Raw genomic sequence first — 23370 nt, 5'->3', positions numbered from 1 at the left:
GCGGGCACATCGCGCCGCCCGCCGCCCACGTCACCGGCATCGGTGAGCAACGTCTCACCCGGTGGTTTTTCCGACGTACCGCTGCAGCCCGTCGATCAGCAGGTCGAGCCCGAACTCGAAGCGCTCCTCGGTGGTGCCCGAGACCATCGCGTCGGCGTGCCTGCTCAGGTAGGGGAACCGGTCCGCGGGAAGGTCGTTGAAATAGCCCCGCAGATCGCCCTTGACCTGCCGCTCCACCTCGGCCTTGGGCCGGCCCAGGTGGCGCAGCTGGGCCCGCCAGATGGAGGCCTCGTAGGCGTCGGCGGTGACGTAGAGGAAGATCCGCTCATTGGCCCACGCGGACAGGTCCGGGGGCAGGCCGGCCCTGATCGCCAGACTGAGCATCCACTCCGAGGCGCGCAGCGCGTTCGGCCCGTTGGGGATCATGGCCAGGGCGACCCGGGCCAGGTCGTTGTGTGCCAGCAGGATCCGGTGCGTGTTCCGCATCAGCTCCTTGATCTGATGCTGCCAGCGCTCCGGCTCCTGCGCAGGCAGCTCGATCTCGCCGCAGACCCGGTCGAACATCAACCGGAGCAGCTCGTCCTTGTTGGACACGTGGGCGTAGAGGCTGGACGGGCCGGTGCCGAACTGGGCGGCGACCCGCCGCGTGCTGACCGCGTCGATGCCTTCCGCGTCGGAGATCCGCAGCGCGGCATCGATGATCTGCTCGCGGTCGAGCAGCACGCGGGTGGGTCGCCGTTCGGGGAGCGGGCGCCAGGGGGAGCTGTTCATCGGCGACTAATTTAATTGACACGAACACTGTTCGCCACTAGAACGGTGTTCGTGACGACGAACAGCGTTCAAACGCAGACGACCATCGACACCGGGCCGTACCGATATCGCTGGGTCGCCCTCTTCGTGATCCTCACGGTCGAGGTGATGGACCTGCTCGACGCGCTGGTCACCACGATCGCCGGACCGGTGATCCGGGCCGAGCTGGGCGGGTCGTACAGCCTCATCCAGTGGCTCGGCGCGGCGTACACCCTGGCCATGGCCATCGGCCTGCTCACCGGCGGCCGCCTGGGCGACATCTACGGCCGCCGCCGGATGTTCCTGGTCGGCGCGGCCGGCTTCACCCTCGCCTCGCTGGCCTGCGCACTGGCCCCGCTGCCCGGGTTCCTGGTCGGCGCCCGCGCGGTGCAGGGGCTGTTCGGCGCGCTGATGCTGCCGCAGGGGCTGGGCATGATGCGCGAGATGTTCGGCCCGGAGGAGCGGGCCAAGGCGTTCGGGACGTTCGGCCCGGTGATGGGACTGTCCTCGGTGGGCGGGCCGATCCTGGCCGGGTGGCTGGTCGACGCCGACTACTTCGGCTCCGGCTGGCGGATGATCTTCTTCATCAACCTGCCGCTGGGCGTCTTCGCGGTGCTCGGCGCGATCCGTTACCTTCCCGAGTCCCGGCTGGAGCGCGCGCCGCGGCTGGACTGGCTGGGCGTGCTGTTCGCCGCGGGTGGCGCGTTCCTGCTGCTCTTCCCGCTGGTGCAGGGCCGCGAGCTGGACTGGCCGGCCTGGACCTTCGCCATGCTGGCGCTCGGCGTGGTCGCGTTCGGGCTGTTCGCGGTCTACGAGGGCGGCCGGGACCGGCGCGGCCTCGATCCGCTGGTCACCCCGAGCCTGTTCCGCAAGCGGGCGTTCACCGGCGGCCTGGCGCTGGGCCTGATGTTCTTCGCCTCGCTGATCGGCACCGGCCTGGTCTTCACCTTCTACCTGCAGATCGGGTTGGGCTACTCGCCGCTCAAGGCGGGTCTGACCACGCTGCCGCAGGCGCTCGGCATGGTGGCCGGCTTCGTCGTGGCCGGCGCCGGCCTGGCCGAGCGGCTGGGGCGCCGGCTGCTCCAGGCCGGCACGGTGGTGATGATCCTGGGCACCGTTGTCTTCACCGGCACCGTGCGCCTGTCCGGGGCCGGCATCACCCCCTGGCACATGGCCCCGGCGCTGCTGGTGCTCGGCATCGGGATGGGCCTGGCGATGGCGCCGTTCTTCGGCATCGTGCTGGCCGGCGTGGACGACGAGGAGAGCGGCTCGGCCTCCGGGGCGATCACCTCGGTGCAGCAGCTCGGCGGGGCGTTCGGCATCGCGGTGCTGGGCACCGTCTTCTTCGCGCTGCTGCCGGGCGCGGTCGGGCGGCACGTGGACGACTCGGCCGGGGCGTTGCGGGCCACGCTGGCGACCGCCGGGGTGCCCGCCGACGCGCACCCGGCGGTCGTCGCGGGCCTGCGCGAGTGCCTGACCGACCGGGTGGCCGAGACGAATCCGGACGTCACGCCGCCGTCGTGCCGGGACGCCGGCCCGGCCGCCGACCCGGCGCTCGCGGCGTACGCGGCGGAGCAGGTCCGTGCCGGGTTCGAGGACACCACCATCCGTACCACCGGAGTGTCCCTGCTGCTCCTGCTGTCCGCGCTCGGGCTGACGTTCCTGCTGCCCCGCCGGGCCCGGCCGGACGACGCGGGGCACTGAGGCTCACCCGGGGTACACGACCGAGCTGCGCCCGCTGTACGGGTGGCGGGTCCCGTCGGGCTGGCGACCGGTGTTCGGCGCGTCCAACCAGACGATGTAGGGGTCGCCGGAGTTCAGGCCGGTCAGCGTGGTGCTGATCGTGCAGCCGGTGCCGGCCGGGACGTTCTTCCAGACCGGTTCCGGCTGCGCGCCGGCGACCAGCTCCTGCGGCACGGCGGTGACCCGGTAGTTCGAGTCGTACTGCCGGGGCCACTCCACCCGGAAGCCGCCGGGGACCGGGGTCACCGCGACCGGGATCAGCACCGGCTCGGTCGGCGGCCAGACCCGGGTGCAGCTCGGGTTCGCCGACGGCAGCCCGGCGGTGGCGGCGGCGGACGGCCGGACCCCCAGCGACGGGGTCGGGCTCGGCGTGGCGCTGCCGGTGACCAGCAGTGACCAGGTGTCACCGGGGCTGGGCGACGCGGCGGCGCCGGTGCGCTCGTCGCCGCCACCGCAGCCACCGGCCGCCAGCGCGAACGCCACCACCACCGCAACGGTTCCGACGTGCCGCATCCCGGCTCCTTCCCGCTCGCTTCCCCACCCTCCGTTCGGCGTGGCCGCAGCCTGGCTTAGGGCCGCCGGGAGCCGTGGTCCGCGCCGCGGATCCGCTCGGCTCACCGGCCGGTCCTGCGCCGTCGGCGCGCGGAACGGGGCCGGGCGGCTCAGGCGGGGAGCAGGCGGTGCCCGGCCATCTCCAGCTCGCCGTGCTGTCGGACGGTGACCGGGGTGTGCAGGCCGGAGGCGGCGTCGTGCAGCATCACCGCGTCGCCGTCGATGCGGTAGGTGCCGCTGGGGCGTTTGCGGCGGCCGGCCACCTCGCCGGCGTACGTGCCGTCGGTCCGCAGGTGCAGTTTGATCGCGCCGTCCCGGCTGCGCCAGGTCCCCACCACCGCGTCGGCCACCACCCGGGGTCGCTGCGGGACCGGCCCCGGAGCCGGCCCGGGCGTGCTGCCCATGGCGATCGCGAGCATCGCCGCGGCGTCCAGGACGGTGGTGTCGACGCGGGTGGTGGAGGACTGCATGGCCGGCTCCGGAGGGGTCGGTGTCGGGGACAGTCTCCTCAGTCGGCCCGCGACCCGGCCGCGCACAGGAAAGTCTGAGTTGCGATCGGGTGCGGACCGGTGCGCGTTCGGGTGCGGTGGGTCAGGGGGCCGCGGCGCCGCCCCGCAGCGAGCCGAGCACCGCGGCGGCCAGCTTCTCCAGGTAGTCGTCGCCGATCGGCTGGCGGGACACGGCCAGCCGCCAGTACAGCGGGCCGAGGATCAGGTCGACCGCCACCTCCGCGTCGGTGTCCTGGGGCAGCTCGCCGCGGGCGACCGCCTGGCCGACCAGCTTCTCCCCGACCGCCTGCTGGTGCGTGCGCAGCACCCGTTGCAGCGTCTCGGCGATCTGCGGGTTCCGGGCGGCTTCGGCCATCAGGTCGGGGATGATCTGCGAAGCGACCCGATGCTGCAACGCCTTGCTGACGATCATCATCAACAGGTCGAGATCGCCCGCGAAGCTGCCGGTGTCCGGAAGTGGCACCTTCCGCCCGGCGACTTCCGTGATGATCTCCAGTACCATCTCCAGTTTGTTGCTCCACCGCCGGTAGATCGCGGTCTTGCCGACCCCGGCACGCCGGGCCACGGCTTCGATCGACAGGCGGCCGTAACCGACCTCTGCCAGTTCGCTCATGACCGCGTTCCGGATCGCCACAGTGATGTCGTTGCGGAGCACCGCCGCTCCGGCCGGTGCGCGTTTGACTGTCGCCACCCGGTAACTATAACGCTACGACGTAACGGTTGCGTTCCGCCGTTTGGTCGGCTACCGTTCCTTCCACGTCGATACGAACCCGTTCCATCGGCGTCGGCGGACGCCTGTCATGCTGCTACCTGTGTTCGAAGGCAAGCCACCGGAGTCCGCCGCCTCGTACCGGCCGACGAGATCGGAGCACCACTCCATGCCAGAGACAGCGGTTGCCGACGCCGCTACCGGCGTTCCCCTCAAGGAACTCGCCCGACGGCACGGCCTGACCTCGTCCGGGCGACGGCTCGGACTCCTGGAGTACTCGCGCAAGCTGTGGGCCTACCGGCACTTCATCGCCGCGCACGCCCGGGCGAAGACGTCGTCCTCGCTGGGCAACACCAACCTCGGCTCGCTCTGGACGGTGCTGACACCGGCCATCAACGCGCTGGTGTACTACATCATCTTCGGCGTGGTGATCGGGACCAGCGGCAGCGTCTCGAACTTCATCGCCTATCTCTGCATCGGCGTGTTCGTCTTCCAGTTCACCCAGTCGGTGGTGCAGAACGGCGTCAACGCGATCACCGGCAACCTGGGCCTGATCCGGGCGCTGCACTTCCCCCGGGCCAGCCTGCCCCTCTCGGTGTCCCTGGTGGAGATCCGCAACTTCCTCACCGCGATGGGCGTGCTGCTGGTCATCGTGCTCTTCACCGGTGAGGCGATCACGTGGCAGTGGCTGCTGGTCCTGCCGGTGATGCTGCTGCAGATGATCTTCAACATCGGCCTGGCGCTGGCCGCCGCCCGGCTCGGCTCCAAGATGCGCGACGTCAAGCAGCTGATCCCGTTCATCATGCGGTTCTGGATGTACGGCTCGGCCGTGCTCTACCCGGTCACCCGGTTCACCGAGAAGCTGGACGGCTGGAAGCTCGCCCTCGTCGAGTCCAACCCGCTGCTGGTCTTCATCGAGCTGTACCGGCACGCACTGCTGGAGAACGTCACGCTGGCCGGTGAGCCGGGCCTCCTCTGGATCGAGGCGGTCGTCTGGTCGCTGGTGGTGGGCTTCTTCGGTTTCGTCTACTTCTGGCGCGGAGAGAAGGGCTACGGCCGTGGCTGACAACGAGCGCATCCCCACCGTCATCGCGGACGACGCGCACGTGATCTACAAGGTCTACGGCTCGGCCGGCAACCAGCAGCAGAGCCCGCTGACCAGCTTCAAGCGGATCGTCACCCGGACCAAGGCCGCGAACGTCCGCGAGGTGCACGCGATCAAGGGGGTGTCCTTCGTCGCCTACCGCGGCGAGGCGATCGGCCTGATCGGCACCAACGGCTCCGGCAAGTCGACCCTGCTGCGCGCGGTGGCCGGGCTGCTGCCGGTGGCCCGGGGCGCCATCTACGCGTCCGGCCAGCCGTCCCTGCTGGGCGTGAACGCGGTCCTGATGAACGACCTGCCCGGCGACCGCAACGTCGAGCTGGGCTGCCTGGCCATGGGCATGACGCCGGCCGAGGTCAAGGAGAAGAAGCAGGGCATCATCGACTTCTCCGGGATCAACGACCGGGGCGACTTCGCGTCGCTGCCGATGCGGACCTACTCCTCCGGCATGTCGGCCCGGCTGCGATTCTCCATCGCCGCGGCCAAGCAGCACGACGTGCTGCTCATCGACGAGGCGCTGGCCACCGGCGACGCGAAGTTCCGCCGGCGCAGCGAGGCACGGGTGCGCGAGCTGCGCCAGCAGGCCGGCACGGTGTTCCTGGTCAGCCACAGCGAGCAGTCGATCCGGGACACCTGTGAGCGGGCCATCTGGCTGGAGTCCGGGCTGATCCGGGCGGACGGCCCGACCGCCGACGTGCTCAAGGAGTACGAGTCCTTCGTCCGCAAGTAGGGCGTCGGTCGCAGCGACGAGAAAGCCCGGGCCGAGCGGCCCGGGCTTTCGTCCGTCAGGTCACCGACAGGTGCACGTGGTTCGTATGGTCCGTCGACGGTGTGCCGCCGGCTCCGCTGTACGACTTCCAGCCGCTGCTGGGCAGCCAGATCCGTTTGAACCAGATCACGTACAGCACGCCGAGGGTGTCGGCGTTGTGGATGAAGTAGTTCGCCAGGTCGGTGCCGTACGTCTTGCTGCTGCCGGTGGCCACCCCGCCGAAGCCGTTCTTGTCGGAGGCGAAGTCACACGCCCGGCCCTTCGGGTGCTCCCCGCTGTTCTGGTGCCGGAAACACGCGACGTAGCGGGTGAAGCCGTCCTTCTGGGCCTGCTTGAGGGCGTAGGCCAGGCGCGGGGTGATGCAGCCGGTGGTGGTCGGGTCGTCCACGCTGCAGCCACCGCTGAGGCTGCCGGACGGCTTGTCGGCGTCCGAGCTGCCACCACCGCCGCCGGAGTCCGCCGAGTCTTCGGCGTCGTCACCCTGGTTCGCCTCCTTCAGCGCCTGCTCGGCCTGCGCCTTGCGCTTGGCCATCACGTTGACCTGCCGCTGCTGGTCGATGATGGCGGCGTCGATCGCGGTCTTGGCCTTGCGCTGGTTGTCCCGGGTGGCGCGCAGGTCCTCGACGGCCTGGTTCTGCCGCTCCGCCACGGTGGTCAGCAGTTGCGCGCGGTCCAGGAAGCCGGCCGAGTTCTCCGCGGTCAGCAGCGCGCTCAGCGGCCCCAGCCGGCCCATCGTGTACGCCTGCTCGGCGTACTGGTTCAGCGCCTGCTGCTGCGGGCCGAGGGCCGCGTCGAGCCGTTTCAGCTCGGCGGCGAGCCGGGTCTGCTGCTCCTTGGACGTCTTCAGCTTGGCCTTGGCCGTCACATAGCCCTTGGAGGCGTCGTCGAGCTTGTCGAGCAGGGTCTTGGTGCCGCCCTCACCGTCGTCGCCGGATTCTCCGGGCGCGGCGAGGGGGCGGGGCACCGCGGCGGCCGGCGAGGCGGCGCCCGCGAGCCCGCATGCGGCGACCAGCAGCGCGAGTACGGCCGCCCATCGTCGCCGCGCAGTCTCATGCTGCACTGGCAATTTCCTTCCGTCGGCCGCCGGCCGGGTTAGCTGACGGGTTCGGGACGAAGGAAATCCCTACCGCTGACGCGGATTCACCCCGGAAGAAATGTGGATCCCCGGCTCGCTCATGCGTGCGATTAGGCGGCGGTCCCCGGGTGGGAACCGGAACCGACCATACCCACTCGATCGAGGAATCGACAGTTCTCGTACCCATTGCGACGGGCCGGTCACGAGTCGTGATGCGATTACAGAAAGTCGTTGCCAGGTAACGCATTTGCTGGATTTCGGGGTCCTGATGCCGCGCCGTATCTCGGGTAAACTGACCGCCGGTCCTGCCAGGACGGCACCGCCCCCGAGTTGCCGGCAGGCCGCCGCTCAATCGCCGAAAGGCGAGCCGGGGAACCAGGTAGTTGGGGTGAATCCGCATTATGCGGTAGGGATAGCTTCCGTCCCGAACCCGTCAGCTAACCCGGTCGGCGGTGACTAGGAAGGATTGTTGATGACCGCACGTCCCCGCCGGTGGCTGATGCTTGCCCTGGCGCCGCTCGTGGCCACCACAATATTTGTGGCGCCGGTCACGCCGGCACACGCCGCTCCGGGCGGCAGCTCGTCGGCCCCCGCCGAGGGCGACGAGAGCGACGACCTCTCCGAGCAGATCGAGTCCACCAACCGCCGGTTCGTCAACGCCAAGGCGGCGGTCTCGGCCTCGAAGAAGAACCAGAAGGCGCTCGCCACCCAGATCAAGGCCGCGGAGCAGCGGCGGGACCAACTGGTTCCGGAGGTCAACCAGATCGCCCGCCAGCAGTACCAGATCGGCAACCTGAGTTCGCTGAGCTTCCTGCTCCGGGCCGACTCCTCCAGTGACTTCCTGGACAAGGCGGTCACCCTGGAGGAGATCAACAAGCTGCACGACGCGAAGCTGCACGAGCTCAACACCCTGCTCAAGAAGATCACCTCGGACAAGGCCCGGCTGGACGCCGAGGTCAGGAACGAGGAGCAGCAGCTCTCGGTGCAGAAGAAGCTGCGCGACTCGGCCCAGGACCAGCTTGAGCTGCTCGGCGGCAGCACCGGCATCAACAAGACCATCACCAACGGTTTCGTCGACGCGAAATCGGCGCGGGCGTTGCCGGCGCCGCGCAACTCCAGCGGCGGCTTCTCCCCGGAGAGCTGCAACCAAACCGACCCGACCACGAACGGTTGCATCACCAAGCGCACCCTGCACATGTACAAGGAAGTGCGCAAAGCCGGGTTCAACCTGTTCGTCGGCTGTCACCGCGACGGCGGCCCGTTCGAGCACCCCAAGGGCCGGGCGTGCGACTGGTCACTGCAGAAGACCGGGTTCTCGTCCGCGCACAACGACAAGATGATGAGGTACGGCAACGACCTCACGGCGTTCCTGGTGCGCAACGCCGACCGGCTCGGTATCTACTACGTGATCTGGTACAAGCAGATCTGGTTCCCGGCCACCGGCAACTGGCACGCCTACCACGGTCCGAGCGACCACACCGACCACGTGCACGTGTCGCTGCTGTAGCCGACGAGACGTACCGGGGAAGGCCGGGCGACGGGGGAAGACCACCCGCCGCCCGGCCTTCTTCTCATGTACGTCAATGTGTTGTAACGTCCGCTGGGAGCGCTCCCACATTTCCCGTTGGGTTCCCGGCCCAAGGAGCTGTCCAATGAGACGCACCCTCCGTTCCCTCACCGTCGCCGCCGCCGTCGTCCTCACGGCGCTGACCACGCTGGTTGTCACCCAGCCCGCCCAGGCCGACACGCGGATCTGCGAGCAGTACGGCGCGACCACCATCGGCGGCCGCTACGTCGTGATGAACAACCGCTGGGGCGGCACCGCAGAGCAGTGCATCAACGTCACCGGCACCGGCTTCGCCATCACCAGCCAGCAGAGCGTCGGCAACACCAGCGGCGCCCCGGTGTCGTACCCGGCGGTCTACTACGGCTGCCACTACACGCGCTGCTCACCCGGCACCAACCTGCCGCTGCGGGTCAGTTCGATCACCAGCGCCACCAGCAGCATCAACTGGACCTACGTCTCCGGCGCCACGTACGACGCCGCCTACGACATCTGGCTCGACCCCACGCCGCGCACCGACGGCGTGAACGCGCAGGAGATCATGATCTGGTTCAACCGGCAGGGCTCCATCCAGCCGATCGGCTCGGTCGTGGGCAACGCCACGATCGGCGGCCGGACGTGGCAGGTGTGGCGCGGCAGCAACGGGTCGAACGCGGTGATCTCCTACGTGGCCCCGTCCCCGATCACCAGCTGGAGCTTCAGCGTCCTGGACTTCATCAACGACGTGAAGAGCCGGGGCGCCATCACCGACTCGTGGTACCTGACCAGCCTCCAGGCCGGCTTCGAGCCGTGGATCGGCGGCGCCGGGCTGGCCGTCAACAACTTCAGCGCGGCGGTCAACGGCGGCGGGACGGGCACCCCGCCCACCTCGCCGTCCACCCCGGCGCCCGGCACCGGCTGCCGGGTCAGCTACGCGACCAACGTGTGGAGCTCCGGCTTCACCGCCAACATCACCGTCGCCAACACCGGCACCGCGCCGATCGACGGCTGGACCCTCGGGTTCGCCCTGCCCTCCGGCCAGTCCGTCACCAGTGTCTGGGGAGCCACCCTCAGCGGCACGTCCGGAGCCGTCACCGCCCGCAACGTGAGCTACAACGGCAGCATCCCGGCCGGCGGCAGCACGACGTTCGGATTCCAGGGCGCCTACAGCGGCAGCTTCACCGCGCCGAGCGCCTTCACCCTGAACGGGAGCGCCTGCACCCGGGCGTGACCCCTGGACAGACGAGGCGCTCGGCCGGGATGCCCGGCCGAGCGCCTCGTCGCGCGTACGCGCGGATCAGTGCGGGGTGGCGCGCCGCACCGGCGCGCGGCCGGCGGGCTGCGTCGGCGCCGGGCCGACCGGTCCCGCCGACGGGATCGGCATGGTCACCGGGCGCACCTGGGTGACCTCGATCTCCTTGCCGTGGTGCAGCAGGGTGAGCCGGGCCGAGCCGCCGCCGTTGCGCAGCGAGTAGGTGACCTCGTCCGCGGTGACGTTCACCCGCAGCCGCAGACCCCGCCAGAGCAGCGAGAAGTCCAGGTTGTTGATCCGGCTGGGCAGCCGCGGCGCGAACGACAGCTGCCCGTTGAAGTCACGCATCCCGCCGAGGCCGGCGACCAGCGCGATCCAGGATCCGGCCAGGGACGCCACGTGCACGCCGTCCCGGGCGTTCTGGTGCAGGTCGTGCAGGTCCATCAGGGCGGCTTCGCCGAGGTAGTCGTGGGCCAGTTCGAGGTGGCCGGTCTCGGCCGCCAGGACCGCCTGGATGCAGGCGGACAGCGAGGAGTCCCGGACGGTACGCGCGTCGTAGTACGCGAAGTTGCGCGCCTTCTCCTCCGGGGTGAACGCGTCGCCCCGGATGTACATCGCCATCACCAGGTCGGCCTGTTTGACCACCTGCTTGCGGTACAGGTCGAAATACGGGTAGTTCAGCAGCAGCGGGTAGCCCTCCGGCGGAGTGTTCTCGAAGTCCCACTCCTGCAACCGGGTGAAGCCCTCGCACTGCTGGTGCACACCCAGCTCCTTGTCGTACGGGATGTGCACGGCCGCCGCCGCGTCCCGCCAGGAGGCCGCCTCCTCGTCGTCCACCCCGAAGCGCCGGGCCAGGTCCGGGTGGCGCTTGCAGGCCTCCACCGCGGTCATCAGGTTCTGCTGCGCCATCAGGTTGGTGTAGATGTTGTCGTTCACCACGGCGGTGTACTCGTCCGGCCCGGTGACCCCGTCGATGTGGAAGCGACCGTGCCGGTCGTGGTGCCCCAGCGAGCGCCACAGCCGCGCCGTCTCCACCAGCAGCTCCAGGCCGACCTCGCGCTCGAAGTCGTAGTCGCCGGTGGCCTGCACGTACCGCCGGACCGCGTCGGCGATGTCCGCGCCGATGTGGAAACCCGCGGTGCCGGCCGGCCAGTACCCGGAGCACTCCTGGCCGCGGATGGTCCGCCACGGGAACGCGGCGCCCTGCAGGCCCAGCGTCTGCGCCCGCTCCCGGGCCAGATCCAGCGTCGAGTGCCGCCAGCGCAGCACGTCCGCGGCCGCCGACGGCTGGGTGTAGGTGAGCGCCGGCAGCACGAACGTCTCGGCGTCCCAGAACGTGTGGCCGTCGTAGCCGGGACCGGTCAGACCCTTGGAGCCGATCGGGCGCTTCTCCGCCCGGGCGCCGGCCTGCAGCGTGTGGAAGAGGCCGAAGCGGACCGCCTGCTGCACCTCCGGGTCGCCCTCGACCCGGACGTCCGAGTGGTCCCAGAACGCGTCCAGGAACTCCCGCTGCTGCTGGACCAGCCCCTCCCAGCCGTCCAGCCGGGCGCTGGCCAGCGCGGCGCCGACCTGGTCGCGCAGGGCGGGCAGGGAGCGCATGCTGGACCAGCCGTAGGCGGCCAGCTTGACCACGCGCAGCTTCTGCCCCGGCTCCAGCCGGCAGGCCACCGTGGTGCGCAGCCAGTCGGCGTGCCCCTCGGTGGTGATCGCGTGCCGGCCCGGCGTCTCCACCAGGTGTTCCATGGCCGCGGCCATCCGCAGGTTGCTGGCCTTGGTGCGGTGCACCAGCAGGCCGCCGGAACGCTGTTCCAGCATCTCCTCGGCCTGCAGCGGGTGGTCCAGCACCGCCGCCACCCGCGGGTCCTTGCTGGTCGGCGGCAGTTGTTCGTTGGCCACCAGCTCGGATTGCAGGATCAGCCGGGCGGAGGCGTCCAGCGGCTCCACCTCGTAGAGGAACGCGACGACGGCCCGCTGGGTGAACGAGACCAGGCGCACGGTGCGCACCCGCACTCCCTGACCGGACGGGGAGACCCACTCCACCACCCGTTCCAGGGTGCCGGCGCGCATGTCGAGGCTGCGCTCGTGGGAGCGCAGCTCGCCGTATCGCACGTCGAACGGCTCGTCGTCGACCAGCAGCCGCATCAGTTTGGCGTTGCTGACGTTGACCATGGTCTGGCCGGACTCGGGGAAGCCGTACCCGCCCTCGGCGTGCGGCAGCGGCCGCAACTCGTAGAACGAGTTCAGGTACGTGCCGGGCAGGCCGTGCGGCTCGCCCTCGTCCAGGTTTCCGCGTATCCCGATATGGCCGTTCGAGAGCGCGAACACCGACTCGGACTGGGCCAGCAGGTCCAGGTCGAGCCGGGTCTCCCGGATGTGCCAGGGGTCGACGGGATAGGCCCGTTCACGGATCACGGTGGTGCCTCTCGGGACAAAAAGTCTAACTATGTCTGGTTCTACTGGTCGAGCAGTTCGGCGAGGTCGGTGACCACGACGTCGGCGCCGTGCTCGCGGAGCGCGTCGGCCTGACCGACCCGGTCCACCCCGATCACCAGGCCGAAGCCCCCGGCCCGGCCGGCGGCCACACCGGCCTGGGCGTCCTCGAACACGGCACACGCGGCCGGGTCGAGGCCGAGGAGGTGCGCGCCGTGCAGGAAGGTGTCCGGCGCGGGCTTGCCGGGCAGGCCGAGCTCGCGGGCGACCAGCCCGTCCACCCGGGCCTCCAGGAGGTCGGCGATGCCGGCCGCCTCCAGCACGTCCTTGCAGTTGGCGCTCGCCGACACGACGGCGCGGCGCAGGCCGGCCGCCTTCGCGGCCTTCAGGTACTCCACCGATCCGGGGTAGACCTGGACCGCGCCTTCCTTGATCTTCTGCAGCACGAGGAGGTTCTTCCGGTTGCCGATGCCGTTGACGGTCTCCTGGTCGGGACCGTCGTCGGGCGAGCCCTCGGGCAGGGTGATGCCACGGGAGGCGAGGAATGTGCGGACCCCGTCGGCGCGCTGGCGGCCGTCGACATATCGGTGATAGTCGGCCGCGGAATCGAACGGCACGAACTCGTGGCCGTGCCGCTCAGCCCACGTCTCCAGGAACGTGTCGAACGTTTGTTTCCACGCGGCACTGTGCACAAGGGCGGTCTGCGTGAGCACGCCATCAAGATCAAAAAGGCAGGCGGTCACCTGAGAAGGAAGTCCGAGCACGCGCCCAATGTAGTCGCACCCGGCGGAAGACGAGAGGCGAAGGGCGGCTTCACATTTCCTGCGCGTTTCACAGGTTGTTCAAGTAGCTGTTCTCACCCCGATCGAGCTGCGATTTCACCGCCGTCCGGCCGACGGCGCCAGGTCCATCCGCAGGCCGATCGAGGTGCCGATCGGCCCGGTCGCGGTGGTCACCTCGTCGCACAACCGGTGCGCCAGCCACAGACCGCGACCACCGATCTCCTCCGTACCGGGGAGGAGGTGGCTGTCCAGATAGTCGTCCGGGATGCCCGGGCCGGAGTCGGTGATCACGCACCACACGGCGCCGGCCTCCCGCCGCAGCTGGATCCGGCCGTGCCCGCCGGCGTGCAGCACGACGTTGGTGAGGACCTCGTTGACGGCCAGCACATAACCGGACAACCGGTCCCCGTTCCCGGCGATCGGGGACAGCAGCCGGGACACCTCGTGCCGCAGCACGGTGATGTCGGCGTGCCCGAAAGTCCGGTCCAGCAGGACCGGAGACCCGGACGGCGCCGGGGCGGCGTCACTCATCGGCTCCACGCCGGGAGCCGAGCGCACCGTCTGGCCCATCCTGTCCTCCACCGTCGTGCAGCCTACGCGCTGTGGCCGGTCGGTGGCAGCAGGCATCCGCGATCCGCCCCGGAAGTGGCGGTCACCACGTTTCCGCCGCCGACCACGTTCACTAGCGCCATCCCACGTCGATCCGGTCGCCGCGCTCGTCGAAGAAGTGCACGGCGTCCATCTGCACCGCCACGGTGAGCGGATGCCCCGAGGTGACCGCCGGGTACGGAGCCAGCCGCACCGACAGCTCGGCCGCTCTCCGATGATGGCGGCCGGGGTCGTTGAGCAGGCTGACCGGAGCGCCCCCGTCCTCCGGCGCCGGGGCCGGAGCCGCCCGGGTCAGCCGCTGCAACGCCCCGCCCAGCCGCTTCAGCGCGCCGCCGGTGGGCCCCTGATCGCGGACCGGGCCGCCGATCTCGTCGACCACGATCGCGGTCGCACCGATGTCCAGGTAGGCCAGCGACTCGTGGCCGTGGTGCTCGAGATAGCGGATCCGCCCGTGCAGGACCGCGCCCGCCGTGTCCGGGGTGACCGGGGTGAGCGCCTCGGCCCGCACCCCGACCACGATCCGCTCGCCGTGGTAGCGGGCCACCGCCCGCGACCGGGGGTCGGACCAGGCCAGGTAGAGGCTCTGCTCGCCGAAGTTGAGCGCGACGTACCGGTCCAGGTGGACGTAGACCGACGCCTCCAGCAGGTTCATCCGCGGGGAGCCGAGGAAGGCCGCGACGTAGAGGGTGGCCGGGCGGCGGTAGACCTCGGTGGGCGTACCCAGGTCCTGCAGCACGCCGCGCCGCATGATCGCCACCCGGTCCGCCATCGTCAGCGCCTCGGCCTGGTCGTGCGTGACGTACATGGTGGTGACCCCGAGCTCGCGGGTCATGCTGGTGATCTCCGCCCGCAGCTCCGCGCGCAGGCCGCTGTCCAGGTTCGACAGCGGCTCGTCCATCAGGAAGAGCCCCGGGCGGCGGACCATCGCCCGGCCCATCGCGACCCGCTGCCGCTGCCCGCCGGAGAGCTGACTGGGCCGGCGGCCGAGCACCTCGCCGATGCCGAGCGCGCCGGCCACCGTGCCGACCCGGTCCTGCCGGGGCCCCGGCTCCACGCCGGACAGCTTGAGCGGGAAGCCGATGTTGTCCGCGACGGTCATGTGCGGATAGAGCGCGAAGTCCTGGAACACCATGGCGATGCTGCGGTCACGCGGCGGCAGGTCGAGCACCGGCTCGCCGTTCAGCAGGATGTCGCCTTCGGTGGGGTCCTCCAGGCCGGCGATCATCCGGAGCACGGTCGACTTGCCACAGCCGGACGGGCCGAGCAGCACCATGAACTCGCCGTCCCGCACGTCGAGGGACACCCGGTTCACGGCAACCGTGCCGTCCGGCCAGATCTTGGTGACGTCCTTGAGCGCGACGGTGGACACCGCCAACCTCCCCATCGAAAGTTCGATCCCGAACCCACGACGGTCGGCGATCGGATAATGACTTTGCGAGGGGTGTCGATGCTTTGCCATCGGGCGAACGTGCCATTCGCAGATTGTGATCATTCGATTACGCGGAATTGAACGGGGCCCGCCTGATGTGCACGTTCCCAGCAGCGAGCGACATTCGGCCACCGGGCCGGTCAGCCGCGGCGCTTCCGCCGGCCGCCCGTGACGGCCGCCGCGGCCTCGGCGCTCCGCCGGCAACCGTGACGACCCCCGCGGCCTCGGCACTCCGCCGGCAACCGTGACGACCCCCGCGGCCTCGGCACTCCGCCGGCAACCGTGACGACCCCCGCGGCCTCGGCACTCCGCCGGCAACCGTGACGACCCCCGCGGCCTCGGCACTCCGCCGGCAACCGTGACGACCCCGGCCGGCCTCGGCACTCCGCGGCAACCCGTGACGACCCGGCGCGCGTCGGCGCTCGCGCCGGCCGCCCGTTCCGAGATCCCGCGGCTCAGCGAGAGGCGCGCCAGTCGCGGACCGCGGTCGTCAGGAAGGCGCCGCCGACCAGGGCCGCCAGCAGCGCCACGCCGCCGGCCGCGAAACCCGCCAGCGTCGCTGCCGCCAGCAGGACCGTCCGCCCCTCCCAGCCGAGCACCGCCGCGCCGGCCCGGGTACCCGGCGCGCCCTTCTCCATCCGCGCGGTCAGGTCGTAGTGCCGCAGCGCCAGCGCGAACAGCAGCAGGAACACCAGCGGCCACGGCACCTGGCCGGTCAGCCCGGCGAGCACCACGAACACGTACTCCGCGGCGCGCAGCGCGGCCGGGACCAGCCAGTCCAGCGGGCGGTCGTGCCGGGCCCGGGCGGTCATCCCGGCGGCCAGCACCGCCGGGATCCCGCCGGCCAGGATGCCGGTCCGCAGCGGTTCGCCGCAGAGGACCCCGACCATCGCGTACGCCGGGAGAACCGCCGCCACCAGCAGGGGGAAGTCCATCCGGGCCCGCCCGAGCACGCTGCGCGCCACCCAGCCGTCGTCCCGGTGCCGGGCGGTGTCGACCCGGTCCAGCACGGCCACCCGCATCGACAGCGCGCGCAGCGACCGCAGCGACAGCGTGTAGAGGAACGCCAGCACCCCGAGGCCGACGACCGCCGCGAGCGCGATCCGGCCGTTCGTGACCGCCGCGAGCAGCGCGATCAGCGCCCACCGCTCGCCGATCGGGAAGACCACGATCCGTTTGGCCCAGTAGATCAGCGAGCCACGGCTGTTCTGCGCCGCCTGCGAGGCCGCGCTCAGCCGCGCGCCGACCCCACCGGCGGCCTGCGGGCGGGGCCGGGCCGCCGCCTCGTCGTGCAGCGCGCCGTACCACGTGTCGGTCATGTGCCGGACGGTCTGCAGGGCGATGGCGGTGATCGCCAGGGGCCAGGCGTACGGCAGACCGAGCCGGTCCGCGCCGGCCGCCAGACCGGCGTACACCGCGTACTCCTTGGCCCGGTCCGCCATGGTGTCCAGCCAGCCGCCGAACGCGTCGAACCGCCGGGTGTACCGGGCCAGCTGGCCGTCCACGCAGTCCAGCACGAAACCCAGGTAGAGCAGCAGGCCGCCGAGGATCATGGCGACCCGCGACGCCTGCCAGAAGGCCAGCGCCGCGGCGCCGGCGAACAGCACCGACAGCACGGTCACCGCCGTCGGGCTCAGGCGCAGCCGCGCGGCGGTCCGGGTGACCAGCGGGGACCAGCTGCTCACCGCGTACGTCGTGAAGAAGTCGTCCTGCTCCTTGACCGCGAGCCGCAAGCGCGCCCGGTCCTCGTCGATCGCGGCGAGCCGCCGCCGCGCGGCGGCGAGCTGCTCGTCCGTGCCGGCCCGCTCGGCGTGCAGCAGGCGCACCCGGACGGCGGCCGGGACCAGCCCCGCCTCCAGCAACGCGGGCAGCAGGTCCGCGCGGTCGGCGACCCCTTCCAGCAGCGGCAGGTCGGCCGGGGCCAGGCACATCGCGCCCAGGTGGCGCACCGTGCCGGCGCCCGGCTCGGCCGGGACCGCGCGGCCCCGCTCCTCCCGCAGTTCGCCCTCCGGGTCGGTGGCGACCAGCACGGTGCTGCGGCCGGCCGGGTCGGTGGCCAGCATCCGCAGCAGGCTGTGATGGGTGACCAGGTCGTCGGCGCAGATCAGCAGCGAGGTGCCGGCATCCCGGGCGCGGCGGGCCGCCGCACGCAGGTGTTCCGGCAGGTCGGCGCCGGCCGCGACCCGGTCGACCTGCGGCGCGCCGGCGGCGTGCAGGGCGGCGGTGAGGTCGTCGGCGAGGCGGCTCGCCTCGCTGCCGGTGAGGGCGGTCCCGGGACTCGCGTGCAGGACGGCCAGCGCCACCGTTCGCCTCCATGGATGAACACGAGCCCGCAGCTAGGGGGCGTGCGAGGCGGCTAAAGGTTAACAGCGGGCGTCATTCGGGTACGGGTCCCCCTTACGGGAGTCCGGCCGCTGCTCTCCATCTGCGGGATGAGGGACGGCGCGGCTGCCGTACCTACCGTCGAAGTGGTCCGGGGCAGAGCGCTCCGGCCACGCTGAAGGAGTCGATGATCGTGACCAGCCCCGTCAAGTCACGCGCCCTGACCCGCCCCCGTCACAACCGCTGGATCGCCGGTGTCTGCGCCGGTCTGGCCCGCCGCTACGGGATGTCGGCCGGTACGGTCCGGCTGCTGTTCCTGGTGTCCTGCCTGCTGCCGGGCCCGCAGTTCATCGCCTACCTGGTCCTCTGGGCCCTGATGCCCAACGAGTGATCGCCCTCCCGGCGTTCCGCGACGCGGGCCCCCGTGCAAGCACGCCAGGCCGCTAGCCCGGCGTCCCCGCAAGCACGAGGGGCCCCACAAGCCCGGGATCCCCGCAGACACGAGGACCCACAAGCCCGGGATCCCCGCAGACACGAGGGCCCCGCAAGCACAAGGCGCCCGCAAGCACGAAGGCCCCGGCAAGCGCAAGGCCCCGCAAACACGGGGTCCCGCGAGCGTCGGCGGCCACCGCGCGGAAGAGCTGGATCGCAGCCCGGCCACCACCGGGCGGCGATTCATGGACGCCGCCGTCCTGGCCCCCCGGGGACGGCGGCGTCGCCCCACCCACCGGCCGGCCGGACGCCACGCGGGCCGGAGCGGATGACCCCGGCGACGGCGTCGCTCGGCCCACCGGCCGGCCGGGCGCCCGGCCGGAGCGGGCAACCCCGGCAAGGGCGTCGCTCGACCGGCCAACCCGCCCGTCACGGGGTGGTGAAGGTCACCTTCACCGAGGTGTACCCCAATCGGGTGAACAGGCTCTCCAGCATCAGCTGGGTGTTCTGCTGAGCCCGCTGATCCAGGCCGCTCCCCCGGGCCGCCTCGGTGATCTTCTCCTGGGCCATCTGATAGACCCGCTGCTGCTTGTCCGTGTCGCTGCGGAAGGCGTCGCCGATGCTGGTCAGCAGCCCGCGGTCCTCCTCGACCACGTAGCTCTTGGCCATGTCGAGCGCGGCCGTCGACTGCTGCGGCGGCGGCAGGGTCAGCTCGATCGTCTTCTTCTCGTTGTCGACCTTGAGCGCGTCGCCGGTGAGGGCGCCGAAGTCGACATAGGCCTCCACGGTGCCCGAGCCGACGAACAGGATCCGCCGGTTCACCAGGAAGTCGGGGATGTTCTCGCGGTTCTGCTGCAGGTCGACGATGACCTGGAAGGTGCCGTCGGCGGCGACGTACCGATGCAGATCGCGCATGGACTGCAGCAGCACGGGCTGGCTGCGGTCGACGGTCCGGTCGGAGAACGGGTTGTCGAAGGAGGGCAGCACGTTGAGCGCGCGCAGCCCGAAGCAGGACGCGACGATCAGGGCGAAAACGACGCCGACGAAGATCAGCAGGCGGGCGAAGAAGCTCGGCCGGCGCTCCGGCGACTCGGCCGGCGCGCCCGGCTCCGCCGGGGGGACCGGCTCGGCCCCGCCGGGCACGGCCGGATATTCCGTCGTCGGCTCTTCGACATCCGGTGAGTTGGCCATGTCCTAACGGTACGGAGCGGGTACGACAATCCGCGACCGGAAGCACCCGGCCGGACATTCACCCCTCGACGACCAGCACCCGCGCGTGGATCTGATTGCGCTGCTGCAGGGCGGCCCGCAGCGCCCGGTGCAGGCCGTCCTCCAGGTAGAGGGCGCCCTGATACTCCACCACGTGGGGGAAGAGGTCGCCGTAGAACGTCGAGTCCTCGGCGAGCAGCTTGTCCAGCGCCAGCTCGCGTTTCGTGGTGATCAGGTCGGCCAGCCGGATGGGCCGCGGCGGGATCTCCGCCCACGCCTTCAACGTGGTGTGGTGATCGGGGTACGGGGCTCCGTCCCGGACCGCTTTGAAGATCACGGCGGCTGCCCCTCTCCCTGCGAAACGTCCTTCGGTATGCCAGCGTAGCCGCGGGCCGGTCAGGCCTCGCCGGACGCCGACGGGGCCGGCCCGGCCGGAGCCCACCGGCCATGATGCACCACATCGTCCACCGGCCGGTGGCCGCGTTTGAGTGACGGAGACCTCTTGTCGGTTCCCGGATAGCCGACGGTGAGCGCGCCGACCGGGGTGAACTCCTCCGGCACCCCGAACGCCGCCCGGAAGTCGCGCACCCGGTCGGCCGGAACCCCGAAGAAGCACGAGCCGAGCTCCTCGCTGACCGCGGTCAGGTGCATCAGCAGCGCGGCGAATCCGGTGTCGATGTCCCAGTACGGCACCGGCCAGCGCGCCTCGTCCCGATCCGTCCAGCCCTTGTCGCTCTCGGCGTACCGATCCAGGTAGACCGACTTGTTGGACAGGGCCACGATGATCAGCGGCGCGGTACGCATCCGGTCGAGCCAGCCGCCGGGGTCGCCGGCTCCGTACGCCGTGCTCGACCAGAACCGGTCCCGGTCCGCGGGCGAGGTGAGCACCAGGAAGCCCCAGCCCTGCGAGAAGCCGGCCGAGGGGGCGCGCAGGCCGTGCCGGACGATCTTGTCGATCAGTTCCGGCGGCACCGGGCGCTCCGGGTCGTACCCGCGGATCATCCGGCGCCGGCGGACCACCTCGTCGAACTCCATCAGGCGCGGATCCCCCACGCGGTGGTCCAGGTCTCGCCGGGCGCCAGCGTGATCAGGTCCCGTCCGGAGCGGAACGCGTCCGGCGGACAGGTCATCGGCTCGACCGCGACGGACCGGCGGTGCCGCTCGCCGTGCAGCGTGTCGCCGGTGAACACCTGCCAGTACTTGAACTTGTCGTCGGCCCAGACGGTGATCCTGGTGTCCGAGTCCGGGTCGGCGAGGACGACCTCGGTGAGCCCGTCCGGGCCGAAGTCGATGTCACCGAACGTGGTGTCCAGGATCATGGTGCCGATCCGGCGGGGTTCGGCGAAGTCGTACTCGGTGCCGGCGACCTTGACCGCGCCGATCGGCAGGAGCCGGGCGTCGGCCAGGATCCGGGTCTTGGCCGGCACCTGCAGCACGGTGTTCTCCACCGGGACGCCGGGCAGCCGCAGGTACGGGTGCACCGAGTAGCCCCACGGGGCGTTCGCGTCGCCGGTGTTGACCACCTCCTGCACGCCGCGGAGGCCTTCCGCGGAGACCGACCAGCGGGTCCGCAGGGTCAGCGAGAACGGGTAGCCGACCTGGGGCGGCAGGTCGTACTCCAGGGTGACCGCGGACGCGGTGTGCTCGGTGGCCCGCCAGCGCGACCAGTTGACCAGGCCGTGGATGGCGTTGTGCCGGGCCGGCTCGGTGAGCGGGAGCTGGTACGCCCGGTCCTCGAAGGTGTACTGCCCGTCGCGGATCCGGTTCGGCCACGGGGCGAGGATCTGGCCGGCGGAACCCGGGGAGATCTCGTCCGGGCCGAAGCCGTCGAGCAGCTCCACCCCGCCGGACGAGAAACTGCGCAGCGTGCCACCGACCTCGGCGAGCACGGCCCGGCGGCCGTCCGCCTCGATCGACCACTGGACCCCGGATTTCGCGGCTGTCTCCGTCATACCCGCGACACTAGTGGTTCTCCGTCGCGCCCCGAGCGGGCTGGTATCGGATCAACGCCGGGAACGCCGACGCCAGTACCAGCGCCAGCGCCGCCGCCACGAACCCGCCGCCCACCCAGGAGGCGCCCACCCCGGTCAGGTCGGCCGTGGCGCCGGCCCGGAGATCACCCAGTCGGGGGCCGCCAGCCACCACGACGGTGAAGACGCCCTGCAGCCGGCCGCGCAACCGGTCCGGCGCGAAGGTCTGCATGATCGACTGCCGGTAGACCGCGCTGACCAGGTCGGCCGCGCCGGCCACGGCCAGCAGCAGGACCATCAGCCACAGCTGGTGGGCCAGCCCGGAGAGGCTGATCGCCACCCCCCAGCCGACCACCGCGGCCACCAGCGCGACACCCTGCCGGCGGACCCGGCCGATCCAGCCGGAGGTGAGGCCGCCCAGCACCGAGCCGATCGCGATCGCGCTGAACAGCCAGCCGACCGCGGCGCCCCCGCCGAACCGCTCCTGCGCCACCGCCGGGAACAGCGCCCGCGGCATCGCGAACACCATGGCGATCAGGTCGATGCCGAAGGACAGCAGCAGCACCGGCTGGGTGACCAGGAACCGCAGGCCGGTCACGATGCCGCGCAGCCCGGCCGTGGGCTTCTCGTCGGCGCCGTCCAGCTCGACCGGCGGGATGGCCGGCAGCCGCCAGGTGGCCCAGAAGGTGACCGTGAACAGCAGCGCGTCGACCGCGTACGCCGCGGTCACACCGGTGTCGGTGGACCACACACCCATGATCAGTCCGGCGGCGAGCGGGCCGAGCACGCCACCGGCCGTGGTCGTGGTGTAGTTCAGCGTGTTCGCCGCCGGGACCATGTCGGCCGGCACCAGCCGCGGGACGATCGACTGCCGGGCCGGGGAGCTGATCGCGAAGCCGACCGACTGGATCGCGGTCAGGGCCAGGAGCAGGTGCGGACTCCGTACGCCGAGAGCGGCCTGCGCCAGCAGGCCCAGAGTGACCACCCAGGTGAGCGCGGAGCTGGCCAGCAGCAGGCGGCGCCGGTCAACCACGTCGGCCACCGCGCCGCCCCAGAGCCCGAAGATCAGCAACGGGACCAGGCCGGCCACGCCGAGCAGGCCGACCCAGAACGGCGAGTGCGTGACGGCGAACATCTGCACCGGTACGGCCACCGACGTGAACTGGAAGCCGAAGAACGAGGCGCCGTTGCCGATCCACATCCGGCGGAACGCCACCACCCGCAGCGGGGTGGTGTCGATCATCCAGGACTTCTTGCTCTTCTCCGCGCTCTGCGCCCCGGTCACGCTCACGGGGCGAGCCTCTCCACGACCCAGGCCCCGCCGTCGCGGCGGAACCGCAGCCGGTCGTGCAGCCGGTTGCTGCGCCCCTGCCAGAACTCGACGGTCTCCGGGACGACCCGGAGCCCGCCCCAGTGCGGCGGGGCCGGCACCGGCCCGTCGCCGAACCGCGCCACCGCCTCGGCCAGGCCGGCGTCGACCGTGTCCCGGCCGGGCACCACCCGCGACTGCGGGCTGGCCCAGGCGCCGAGCTGCGAGCCGCGCGGGCGGGACGCGAAATAGGCCTCGGTCTCGGCGCGGGAGACCCGCTCCACCGCCCCCGCGACGATCACCTGGCGCTGCATCGGGAACCAGGGGAAGACAAGACTCGCGTACGGATTCGCCGCCGCCTCGGCGCCCTTGCGGGACGCGTAGTTGGTGAAGAACACGAAACCGGCCGCGTCGAACCCCTTGAGCAGCACGGTCCGCGCCGAGGGCCGGCCGGCCGGGTCCGCGGTCGCCACGATCATCGCGTTCGGCTCGGGCAGCCCGAACGCGGTCGCCTCGGCGAACCAGGCGGCGAACTGCCCCGGCCAGTCGGCGGCCAGCGAGCTCTCCAGCAGCGGCGCGTGCTCGGTGTAGTCACGGCGCATCCCGGCGGGGGACGGCGGATCGGCGGACATCCGGTACTTCCTTTCGTCCCGGGCCGCCGCACGACGGGAAAGCCGGCAGCCCCTTTGACGAAAACGACCGTAAGTCCGCAGCCACCCGGTGTCAGTTGCACGAGGATGGGTGTCATCGAGAGCACAATCGCCACGGGTCGACCGTGCGGTTACCCGCGGGCAAGATGAATCACTCACCGCAGCTCACGTTCCCCAGGGAGTGC

Annotated in this window: 22 protein-coding genes and 2 riboswitches; of the genes, 6 read left to right on the top strand and 16 right to left on the bottom strand. The window is 71.3% G+C overall.

What is annotated here, in order from left to right; genetic code table 11:
- Nucleotides 1–54: 54 nt before the first annotated feature.
- Nucleotides 55–771: a TetR/AcrR family transcriptional regulator gene (locus ACTEI_RS01885; protein WP_122976052.1), complete on the bottom strand. Its 717-nt coding sequence runs from the start codon at nt 769–771 to the stop codon at nt 55–57.
- A gap of 51 nt (nt 772–822) precedes the next feature.
- Here ACTEI_RS01885 and ACTEI_RS01880 point away from each other — a divergent pair, with 51 nt between their 5' ends.
- Nucleotides 823–2493, top strand: coding sequence for an MFS transporter (locus tag ACTEI_RS01880; RefSeq protein ID WP_122981866.1), 1671 nt, complete (start codon nt 823–825; stop codon nt 2491–2493).
- A gap of 3 nt (nt 2494–2496) precedes the next feature.
- Here the strand turns inward: ACTEI_RS01880 and ACTEI_RS01875 are convergent, their stop codons facing one another.
- The 3 genes from ACTEI_RS01875 to ACTEI_RS01865 all read right to left on the bottom strand — a co-directional run bounded on the left by ACTEI_RS01875 (nt 2497) and on the right by ACTEI_RS01865 (nt 4284).
- A complete protein-coding gene (locus ACTEI_RS01875; RefSeq protein ID WP_122976051.1) occupies nt 2497–3045 on the bottom strand; it encodes a hypothetical protein in 549 nt (182 codons plus the stop codon).
- A 149-nt stretch (nt 3046–3194) separates the two neighbouring features.
- Entirely contained in the window at nt 3195–3554 is a 360-nt protein-coding gene (locus ACTEI_RS01870) for an Atu4866 domain-containing protein (RefSeq protein WP_122976050.1), read from the bottom strand.
- 121 nt (nt 3555–3675) lie between these two features.
- Nucleotides 3676–4284 (bottom strand): TetR/AcrR family transcriptional regulator, encoded by a 609-nt coding sequence (locus tag ACTEI_RS01865; protein ID WP_164465812.1) that lies wholly within the window; start codon nt 4282–4284, stop codon nt 3676–3678.
- A 187-nt stretch (nt 4285–4471) separates the two neighbouring features.
- On the opposite strand from ACTEI_RS01865, the gene ACTEI_RS01860 reads away from it, so the two are divergent.
- Both ACTEI_RS01860 and ACTEI_RS01855 read left to right on the top strand, forming a co-directional pair.
- Nucleotides 4472–5368, top strand: a complete 897-nt coding sequence (locus tag ACTEI_RS01860) for an ABC transporter permease (protein WP_122981865.1) — start codon at nt 4472–4474, stop codon at nt 5366–5368.
- A complete protein-coding gene (locus ACTEI_RS01855; protein ID WP_122976048.1) occupies nt 5361–6134 on the top strand; it encodes an ABC transporter ATP-binding protein in 774 nt (257 codons plus the stop codon). The genes ACTEI_RS01860 and ACTEI_RS01855 overlap by 8 nt, the downstream gene beginning before the upstream one ends.
- Before the next feature lie 55 nt (nt 6135–6189).
- Here the strand turns inward: ACTEI_RS01855 and ACTEI_RS01850 are convergent, their stop codons facing one another.
- A complete protein-coding gene (locus ACTEI_RS01850; protein ID WP_122976047.1) occupies nt 6190–7233 on the bottom strand; it encodes a coiled-coil domain-containing protein in 1044 nt (347 codons plus the stop codon).
- A 5-nt stretch (nt 7234–7238) separates the two neighbouring features.
- A riboswitch (cyclic di-AMP (ydaO/yuaA leader) is annotated at nt 7239–7375 on the bottom strand.
- Between the two features lie 208 nt (nt 7376–7583).
- A riboswitch (cyclic di-AMP (ydaO/yuaA leader) is annotated at nt 7584–7715 on the top strand.
- A gap of 5 nt (nt 7716–7720) precedes the next feature.
- On the opposite strand from ACTEI_RS01850, the gene ACTEI_RS01845 reads away from it, so the two are divergent.
- Both ACTEI_RS01845 and ACTEI_RS01840 read left to right on the top strand, forming a co-directional pair.
- Nucleotides 7721–8755, top strand: a complete 1035-nt coding sequence (locus tag ACTEI_RS01845; protein WP_122976046.1) for a coiled-coil domain-containing protein — start codon at nt 7721–7723, stop codon at nt 8753–8755.
- Nucleotides 8756–8900: 145 nt separating this feature from the next.
- Nucleotides 8901–10022 (top strand): glycoside hydrolase family 12 protein, encoded by a 1122-nt coding sequence (locus ACTEI_RS01840; protein WP_122976045.1) that lies wholly within the window; start codon nt 8901–8903, stop codon nt 10020–10022.
- Nucleotides 10023–10088: 66 nt separating this feature from the next.
- Here the strand turns inward: ACTEI_RS01840 and ACTEI_RS01835 are convergent, their stop codons facing one another.
- From ACTEI_RS01835 to ACTEI_RS01815, 5 genes are all read right to left on the bottom strand, one after another.
- Entirely contained in the window at nt 10089–12455 is a 2367-nt protein-coding gene (locus ACTEI_RS01835; protein WP_122976044.1) for a glycoside hydrolase family 65 protein, read from the bottom strand.
- 41 nt (nt 12456–12496) lie between these two features.
- A complete protein-coding gene (locus ACTEI_RS01830) occupies nt 12497–13237 on the bottom strand; it encodes a beta-phosphoglucomutase family hydrolase (protein ID WP_122976043.1) in 741 nt (246 codons plus the stop codon).
- 114 nt (nt 13238–13351) lie between these two features.
- On the bottom strand, nt 13352–13837 hold the full coding sequence (locus ACTEI_RS01825) for an ATP-binding protein (RefSeq protein ID WP_122976042.1): 486 nt from the start codon (nt 13835–13837) through the stop codon (nt 13352–13354).
- Between the two features lie 100 nt (nt 13838–13937).
- Nucleotides 13938–15233, bottom strand: coding sequence for an ABC transporter ATP-binding protein (locus ACTEI_RS01820; RefSeq protein WP_122976041.1), 1296 nt, complete (start codon nt 15231–15233; stop codon nt 13938–13940).
- A 515-nt stretch (nt 15234–15748) separates the two neighbouring features.
- On the bottom strand, nt 15749–17596 hold the full coding sequence (locus ACTEI_RS01815; RefSeq protein ID WP_122976040.1) for a DUF5941 domain-containing protein: 1848 nt from the start codon (nt 17594–17596) through the stop codon (nt 15749–15751).
- 206 nt (nt 17597–17802) lie between these two features.
- Between ACTEI_RS01815 and ACTEI_RS01810 the strand changes: the two genes are divergently transcribed.
- Nucleotides 17803–18006: a PspC domain-containing protein gene (locus ACTEI_RS01810; RefSeq protein ID WP_122976039.1), complete on the top strand. Its 204-nt coding sequence runs from the start codon at nt 17803–17805 to the stop codon at nt 18004–18006.
- 470 nt (nt 18007–18476) lie between these two features.
- On the opposite strand, the gene ACTEI_RS01805 is transcribed toward ACTEI_RS01810, so the two are convergent.
- From ACTEI_RS01805 to pdxH, 6 genes are read right to left on the bottom strand one after another with little or no spacing between them, the layout of a single operon-like run.
- On the bottom strand, nt 18477–19238 hold the full coding sequence (locus tag ACTEI_RS01805) for a DUF4230 domain-containing protein (RefSeq protein WP_122976038.1): 762 nt from the start codon (nt 19236–19238) through the stop codon (nt 18477–18479).
- Nucleotides 19239–19296: 58 nt separating this feature from the next.
- Nucleotides 19297–19593, bottom strand: coding sequence for a type II toxin-antitoxin system VapB family antitoxin (locus tag ACTEI_RS01800; RefSeq protein WP_014687530.1), 297 nt, complete (start codon nt 19591–19593; stop codon nt 19297–19299).
- Between the two features lie 59 nt (nt 19594–19652).
- Nucleotides 19653–20291 (bottom strand): nitroreductase family protein, encoded by a 639-nt coding sequence (locus tag ACTEI_RS01795; protein ID WP_122981864.1) that lies wholly within the window; start codon nt 20289–20291, stop codon nt 19653–19655.
- Nucleotides 20291–21208, bottom strand: coding sequence for an aldose 1-epimerase family protein (locus ACTEI_RS01790; RefSeq protein WP_122976037.1), 918 nt, complete (start codon nt 21206–21208; stop codon nt 20291–20293). Before ACTEI_RS01790 ends, ACTEI_RS01795 begins: the two co-directional genes overlap by 1 nt.
- Before the next feature lie 10 nt (nt 21209–21218).
- Complete coding sequence (locus tag ACTEI_RS01785; protein ID WP_372443282.1) at nt 21219–22511, bottom strand: MFS transporter; 1293 nt, start codon at nt 22509–22511, stop codon at nt 21219–21221.
- Nucleotides 22512–22513: 2 nt separating this feature from the next.
- Nucleotides 22514–23167 carry a pyridoxamine 5'-phosphate oxidase gene (gene pdxH, locus ACTEI_RS01780; RefSeq protein WP_122976036.1) on the bottom strand — a complete coding sequence of 218 codons (654 nt, stop codon included), beginning with the start codon at nt 23165–23167 and terminating at the stop codon, nt 22514–22516.
- Nucleotides 23168–23370: the final 203 nt, after the last annotated feature.

The sequence above is a fragment of the Actinoplanes teichomyceticus ATCC 31121 genome (assembly GCF_003711105.1).
Classification (GTDB): domain Bacteria; phylum Actinomycetota; class Actinomycetes; order Mycobacteriales; family Micromonosporaceae; genus Actinoplanes; species Actinoplanes teichomyceticus.
The sequence above is the reverse complement of the archived record's forward strand: the minus strand, read 5'-3'. Positions and strand labels throughout refer to the sequence as shown.

What these genes read in the sequence shown, in the direction of transcription:
- ACTEI_RS01885 (WP_122976052.1), bottom strand. Translation starts at nt 771, where the DNA reads ATGAACAGCTCCCCCTGGCGCCCGCTCCCCGAACGGCGACCCACCCGC.
- ACTEI_RS01875 (WP_122976051.1), bottom strand. Translation starts at nt 3,045, where the DNA reads ATGCGGCACGTCGGAACCGTTGCGGTGGTGGTGGCGTTCGCGCTGGCG.
- ACTEI_RS01870 (WP_122976050.1), bottom strand. Translation starts at nt 3,554, where the DNA reads ATGCAGTCCTCCACCACCCGCGTCGACACCACCGTCCTGGACGCCGCG.
- ACTEI_RS01860 (WP_122981865.1), top strand. Translation starts at nt 4,472, where the DNA reads ATGCCAGAGACAGCGGTTGCCGACGCCGCTACCGGCGTTCCCCTCAAG.
- ACTEI_RS01845 (WP_122976046.1), top strand. Translation starts at nt 7,721, where the DNA reads ATGACCGCACGTCCCCGCCGGTGGCTGATGCTTGCCCTGGCGCCGCTC.
- ACTEI_RS01840 (WP_122976045.1), top strand. Translation starts at nt 8,901, where the DNA reads ATGAGACGCACCCTCCGTTCCCTCACCGTCGCCGCCGCCGTCGTCCTC.
- ACTEI_RS01810 (WP_122976039.1), top strand. Translation starts at nt 17,803, where the DNA reads ATGATCGTGACCAGCCCCGTCAAGTCACGCGCCCTGACCCGCCCCCGT.
- ACTEI_RS01805 (WP_122976038.1), bottom strand. Translation starts at nt 19,238, where the DNA reads ATGGCCAACTCACCGGATGTCGAAGAGCCGACGACGGAATATCCGGCC.
- ACTEI_RS01795 (WP_122981864.1), bottom strand. Translation starts at nt 20,291, where the DNA reads ATGGAGTTCGACGAGGTGGTCCGCCGGCGCCGGATGATCCGCGGGTAC.
- ACTEI_RS01790 (WP_122976037.1), bottom strand. Translation starts at nt 21,208, where the DNA reads ATGACGGAGACAGCCGCGAAATCCGGGGTCCAGTGGTCGATCGAGGCG.
- pdxH (WP_122976036.1), bottom strand. Translation starts at nt 23,167, where the DNA reads ATGTCCGCCGATCCGCCGTCCCCCGCCGGGATGCGCCGTGACTACACC.